This window comes from Nocardia carnea (assembly GCF_029868855.1).
In the GTDB taxonomy this organism is placed as follows: Bacteria; Actinomycetota; Actinomycetes; order Mycobacteriales; family Mycobacteriaceae; genus Nocardia; species Nocardia carnea_A.
In genome coordinates, this window is sequence record NZ_JARWOV010000145.1 from 1 (window position 1) to 6,644 (window position 6,644).

Here is a 6,644-nt window from a genome sequence, read left to right on the forward strand (position 1 = left end):
TTGTTTTTTTTACCCGCGGGTCCAAATTTCTTCTCGGGGCCCCCGGGTCGCCCCCCCCCCGGGGCGCCCCCCTTTGGGGCGCCCGGGGGGGCCCGTCCCGCGCCCCCCCCCCCGCCCCCCCCCCCGGGGGCGCCCCAGGCCTCGTAGATCGCCTGACCCAGCGCCTGCGATTCGGTGGCCAGCTTCTCCACCGCGGCCTTCACCGCGGCGGTGTCGGTGCCCTTGAGCGCCTCCTTGGCCTCGCCGATCGCGGCCTCGACCTTGGACTTCACATCCGCCGGGACCTTGTCCTCGTTGTCGGCGATGAACTTCTCGGTCTGATGGACCAGCGATTCGGCCTGGTTGCGGGTCTCCGCCTCCTCGCGCCGCGCCTTGTCCTCGGCGGCATGCGCCTCGGCGTCCTTGACCATCCGGTCGATCTCTTCCTTGGACAGACCGGAGCCGTCCTGGATCTTGATCGTGTTCTCTTTACCGGTGCCCTTGTCCTTCGCGGTCACGTGCACGATGCCGTTGGCGTCGATATCGAAGGTGACCTCGATCTGCGGCACCCCGCGCGGGGCCGGCGGGATACCGGTGAGCTCGAAGGAGCCGAGCAGCTTGTTGTGCGCGGCGATCTCGCGCTCGCCCTGGAACACCTGGATCTGCACCGACGGCTGGTTGTCGTTGGCCGTGGTGAAGGTTTCCGAACGTTTGGTCGGGATGGTGGTGTTGCGCTCGATGAGGTTGGTCATCACGCCGCCCTTGGTCTCGATACCCAGCGACAGCGGGGTCACATCGAGCAGCAGGACGTCCTTGACCTCGCCCTTGAGCACACCGGCCTGCAGGGCGGCACCGACGGCGACGACCTCGTCCGGGTTCACACCCTTGTTGGGCTCCTTGCCACCGGTGAGCTCACGGACCAGATCGGTCACCGCGGGCATCCGGGTGGAGCCACCGACGAGCACGACATGGTCGATATCGGAGACCTTGATCCCGGCATCCTTGACCACGGACTGGAACGGCGCGCGGGTGCGGTCCAGCAGATCCGAGGTGATCTTCTGGAATTCGGCACGGGTGAGCTGCTCGTCGAGGAACAGCGGGTTCTTCTCCGCGTCGACGGTGATGTAGGGCAGGTTGATCGAGGTGCTCTGCGAGGAGCTCAGCTCGATCTTGGCCTTCTCGGCGGCCTCACGCAGCCGCTGCATGGCCATCCGGTCCTTGGTGAGGTCGATACCGGAGCTGGCCTTGAACTTGTCGACCAGCCACTTCACGACCCGCTCGTCCCAGTCGTCACCACCGAGGTGGTTGTCACCGGAGGTGGCGCGGACCTCGACGACGCCCTCGCCGATTTCCAGCAGCGAGACGTCGAAGGTGCCGCCACCGAGGTCGAAGACCAGAATGGTCTGTTCCTTGTCGCCCTTGTCCAGGCCGTAGGCCAGGGCCGCGGCGGTGGGCTCGTTGACGATGCGCAGCACATTGAGGCCGGCGATCTGGCCGGCTTCCTTGGTGGCCTGGCGCTGAGCGTCCTCGAAGTAGGCGGGGACGGTGATCACCGCGTCGGTGATCTCCTCGCCCAGGTAGGCCTCGGCGTCGCGCTTCAGCTTCATCAGCGTGCGCGCGCTGATCTCCTGCGAGGTGTACTTCTTGTCGTCGATCTCGACGGTCCAGTCGGTGCCGATATGGCGTTTGACCGAGCGGATCGTACGGTCGACATTGGTGACGGCCTGGTTCTTGGCCGGCTGGCCGACGAGAACTTCACCGTTCTTCGCGAACGCGACGACCGAGGGCGTTGTGCGCGAACCCTCGGAGTTGGCGACGACGACCGGCTCACCACCTTCGAGAACGGCGACGACCGAGTTCGTGGTCCCGAGGTCGATTCCGACCGCACGAGCCATTTGTTGTTCCTCCTCATTTTCGACTGCTTGTGTCTGTACGGGCTGTCCGCCCCAATACGCCGAGGTCCCGGAGAACCCGCGGCGCTCGGACCAGCCCCAGGCACGGCATAGAGCACGGTCCCAGCAATACTGAGCGTGGTCGGCTCAATCCTGCCCGCGTCCGCGCGGGCCGTCAAGTCAAACTTGAGTCGCACTCACTCAACATTGTCGATCAGCTCAACCTCGGGTTCCGGAGATCTATTCCCGCCCCGCACCACACGAGGCCCCGACCGGGGGAACTCTCCGGGATACTCCCGAGACCCGCCCTCGGCTACCCCGGATCCGGGCGGGCACACCGCGCCCGGATCCGCACCGGACCCCGATCGCAGCTATTGTCAATGCTCCGCGCTCGGTCGCCGCGCGCCGCGCCGGACGAGGCGTACGTGAACCCGTAGCGTCATTGTTGGATGAGGAAGACGAAGCGAGGATCCGAGGATGGCCACTGGGGTGGGCCTGCACATCGCCGAGCATGCGTGCACCGCGGCGGTCGTCAGCGATGACGGGGATCCGCAGTTCGTCATCCGCGAACCGATCCTGCACATGTCCGACGACGGCGACGCCGAACTCGGGGGCGCCACCGCACCACCCGGCTACACCCAGACGATCACCGGCTTCATCTCGGCCGTAGGCGATCCGGCCGGGGTTTCCGTGGACGACGGCGAGGCCTACCGCGGTGAGGATCTCCTCGCCACCGCGATGTTCTGCCTGATCAACCTCACCGCCGAATATCTCAACGGCCCCGCCGAGTTCTACGCGACCCACCCTGGTGGTTGGCCGACAACGCAGGTCTTCGCTCTCCGCGAGGCGCTCGACTATCTGGGCCTCAAATCCGTCGCCCTCATCGGCGAGGACGAACTACCCCCGCGCCCCGGCGGCCACAGCGCCGATGAGATCGGCCGGTACTTCGCCGAGAGCGCCGGGCGCGCGGCCCTGGCCGTAGTGCTCGAAACCCCCGCCGGCGCGACCCCGCCCGACCCCACCACCGCCGAGAATTCCTTCCTCGACACCGTCGTCATGCCGAAACTCGGTTCGGGCGACACTCCCGCGAAGGCGTATTCCGCGGTGAGCCCCGCTCGCGGCTTCCCCGCGGCGGCCACCACCGACGCGTACTCGGAGACCGACCCCCCGGCAGACCCGGAGGCCACCTACGGCGGCCCCAGCCTGGGCGTGCTCGCGGCCGGATTGGGGCTCACCTCGGCGGCCGCGGGTGCCCTACCGGCGGCGGATCCGGGCACCCCGAAGCCGAGCCCGCGCGCTCCGGGCTCCACCACGACCCCACCGCGGGGTGCCGCCCGGACCTCCGCACCGACCGGGCCGAAGGGCTCCCGGCGTACGGCCGCCCTGATAGCCGTCGCCGCACTCGTGGGTCTGGTGATCGGCGCGCTCGGGGTCACCGCATTCCTGCGGCCGGGGGCCGCCGAACCCGGGCCGGCACCGGTGCCGAGCACCGTGACCGAAACGCCCGCCCCACCACCGCCCGCTCCGCTGCCGGTGGCCCCGCCGCCCGCCGAGCCGACCTACATCCCCGAACCGACGTACGAACCGCAACCGGTCGAGACCACCGAGCCGCCCGTCACCACGACCCCACCGGTGACCACCACGACGCAATCCGCGCCGCCGACCACCACTACGGTTCCCGGCACCACCGAACCCAGCGGCCCGACACTCACCGACCCCACGACAACCACCGAAACCACGACAACCCGGACACGGCCGGGTTTCGAATTCTTCCCGTTTCCCATGCCGTTCCGTACCGAAGATCCGGACCTTCCCGACACCGGTTCCAAGGAAGGCCGCCAAGAAGAAGCCAGATAGCGTTTTGTGCCTTAGAGTGTTCGCCTGACCGGTGTTCTCCCGGCCACCCCGGAAACCTCGGTCAGCTCGACCACACCTGTGCGCCAACGGATTCAATCCCGTGGCCATGGATTATCCGGCACACAGTGCCGAACGAAGGGACTCCATGCGCAAGTCGGTGGCGCGTCGCGCCGCGGTCAAAGCTGCCATCCTCAGCTCTGCCGTTCTCCTGACTCCCCTGTTCGGTGCGGTTCCAGCGACCGCGGAACCCGCTCCGGAACAATTGAGAGCCGAGGACCTTCCGGCCGAACTCGTTCAAGCGCTGTCCCGTGATCTCGATATGACCCCGACCGAATATCTGGACCGGGCGGCCCGCGCCCAGGAACTCCAGGATTACGCGGCGGATTTTCGCGCCGAACGCCCCGATGTGTTCGCGGGCGCATGGATGACTCCGGAGGGTAAACCGATCGTCGCCGTGACTTCGCCGGACGCCGCCAAGGTGGCCAGCGACGATGGCTACCACACCCGGCTGGCCCCGGTTTCGGCCGCCGCGCTGGAAACCTCGCTGACGCAACTGAACCAATGGGTCGCCGGCCAGCCGCGCGATATCTCGCAGGTGATCAATTCGATCGCCATCGACTTCCTCAACAGCCAGCTGATCGTGAATGTCGCCAACACGCCGCTGGCGCATATGCTCAATCTGCCGACCCTCATCGCCAATGTCAAAGTGGTCCTCGGCCCCGACGCCGGCGGCCCGGTGGAACGCCGGCCGATGGGTGGCGATACCTATATCAGCGCGCCCGGACCGCTCGACGACTCCGAACTGCGCAGCGTCGATGTCTGCTCGTTCGGCTTCAACAGTGTCGATTCCGCCGGAAACGCACTGAATATCAGTGCCGGGCACTGCAATCCGAATCTGGACAAGGGCGACGAGCGCGCGGCCGTGTACAGCCCGAATGTCCACAACATTCCGGCCAGTCCGCAACTGGGCACTTTCGTGAAATCCGAATTGGGCGGTCCCGCGACCCTCGACTATTCGGTGATCCAGCTGAACGAGCGGGCCGTGGGCGCCGGAATGGATCAGCCCTCGGTACGCGGCGCCAACGGCACCACCCTGAATATCACCGGTACCGCCGATCCGGTGGTCGGTGCGCCCGTCTGCAAGTCCGGTCAGTCGTCCACCTTCACCTGCGGCTTCGTCGTCGCCGACCGGGTCGAGACCCAGTTGTTCACCACCGAGGGCGACGCCAAGACCATCCGCGGCTTCGCCAGTACCGCCTGCACCCTCGGCGGCGACAGCGGTGGCGCCATCGTCACCGGCACCCTGGCACTCGGGATCACCAGTGGCTCGAACGCCGCCGACGCCCCCGACTGCGGGGAGGCCAATATCGCGCTGGCACAGTACGGCGGTACCGCCACGCTGGGTATTCCGATCCGCGCGGTACTCGCCGATATCGACGCCACCTCCGGCGGCGGCCTCGGCAGCGGTATCAGCGTACGAACCAGGCAGAACGCCGGTTGATCCCGATATAGTCTCTGCATGCTCATGCCACGCATAGGTAAACGGCGAACGGCGCCGTTCAAAACCCGCACCTTCCGGGCCGCGGCGGCCGCTTCGGCGGCCGTGCTGCTGTTCGGCCCCACCGCGGTGTCCTCCGCCGCCCCCGACCCCGGTCCCGGCCTGCCCGCCGATCTCGTCGCGGCGCTCAGCCGCGATCTGCACATCTCCCCCGAGGAGTACCTGCAGCGCGCCGATACGGCCCAGCAGGTGGCCGCGTTCGCCACCACCGCGCAGCGCCAGTTCCCGCAGGTGTTCGCGGGCGCCTGGCTCGACGAACAGGGCAAGGGCGTGGTCGCCCTCGCTCCCGGTCCCGGCGGCGAGGAAGCCCGTAGCGCCGCGGAGTCGACCGGTTTCGTGGTACGCAATGTCGCCAAGAGCGAACAAACCCTGCGCGGTGAGAAGAGCGCCTTCGAACGCTGGCTCGACGGCCAGCCGGCCGCGGTCTCCGCGCTCGTCCGCGGTGTGGTCATCGATACCGTCAACAACAGCATCGCGGTCCGTGTCGACCAGGCCGGTCTGCCGATGCCGAACTTCGTCGATCCGGCCCGCGTCATCGTGACGGCACCGCCGGTCGCGGCGGAAACGCTGCCCGCCGCCGATATCGCCGAAGGCGGCGCCGCGGCGCCGCTGGGCGGCGGCGACGGATACGCCTCGGTGGCCGGCGACGGTTCGCTGCGCTGTTCCTTCGGGTTCAACGGGGTCGGCCCGGCCGGTAACACCGTGAACATCACCGCCGGCCACTGCAATCCGGACCTGGACAATGTCGGCGCCGCCAGCGTGCACGAATCCCTCGGCGGCAACCGCGTCGGCCCGAAGATCGCCACCTTCCAGAAGTCGGTCCTCGGCAACCAGGACTACTCGATCCTCGACATCGAGGACGGCGCCGCCGGACGCTTCGAGAACAACCAGGTCAAGGTGCCGGGTGCCGGGCCGGTACCGATCGAAGGCGTGGCCACCCCGGTCGTCGGCGCCCCCGTCTGCAAGTCCGGTTCGCGCACCGGCTTCAGCTGTGGTGTCGTGAACGCCGTCGATCAGACGGTGCAGGTCGGCGATCGCCAGCTCACCCAGAGCTTCTCCGCCAATATCTGTGCCCTCCCGGGCGACAGCGGCGGCGCGATCGTCACCGGCCGGCTGGCCCTGGGCATCTCCAGCGCCTCCTCGGTCGCCGACTACCCGATCTGCGAGATCCCCAACATCCTGGGTGTGCTCACCGGTAACGCCCCGCAGTTGTTCGCCCAGCCGGTGAGCGTGGTGCTCTCCGACAATCCGGGCCTGCGTATCCGCACGAGCTAGACGGCACGCTCACCCTCCATCCGGAGCAGGCGGAGGGTGAGGGCAGCGGGTGTGACAAGCACCGGCATGGAGCTGATGAAGGG

Annotated in this window: 4 protein-coding genes; 3 read left to right on the forward strand and 1 reads right to left on the reverse strand. The window is 67.9% G+C overall.

Going from position 1 to position 6,644, the window contains the following annotated elements; all coding sequences use genetic code 11:
• A partial coding sequence (gene dnaK, locus QH195_RS13705; RefSeq protein WP_280435637.1) for a molecular chaperone DnaK occupies positions 1 to 1,874 on the reverse strand: 1,874 nt, incomplete at its 3' end.
• Between the two features lie 474 nt (positions 1,875 to 2,348).
• Between dnaK and QH195_RS13710 the strand changes: the two genes are divergently transcribed.
• From QH195_RS13710 to QH195_RS13720, 3 genes are all read left to right on the forward strand, one after another.
• Entirely contained in the window at positions 2,349 to 3,728 is a 1,380-nt protein-coding gene (locus tag QH195_RS13710; RefSeq protein ID WP_280435638.1) for a hypothetical protein, read from the forward strand.
• A gap of 145 nt (positions 3,729 to 3,873) precedes the next feature.
• Positions 3,874 to 5,229 (forward strand): S1 family peptidase, encoded by a 1,356-nt coding sequence (locus QH195_RS13715; RefSeq protein ID WP_280424996.1) that lies wholly within the window; start codon positions 3,874 to 3,876, stop codon positions 5,227 to 5,229.
• A gap of 18 nt (positions 5,230 to 5,247) precedes the next feature.
• A complete protein-coding gene (locus QH195_RS13720; RefSeq protein ID WP_280424997.1) occupies positions 5,248 to 6,561 on the forward strand; it encodes a S1 family peptidase in 1,314 nt (437 codons plus the stop codon).
• Positions 6,562 to 6,644: the final 83 nt, after the last annotated feature.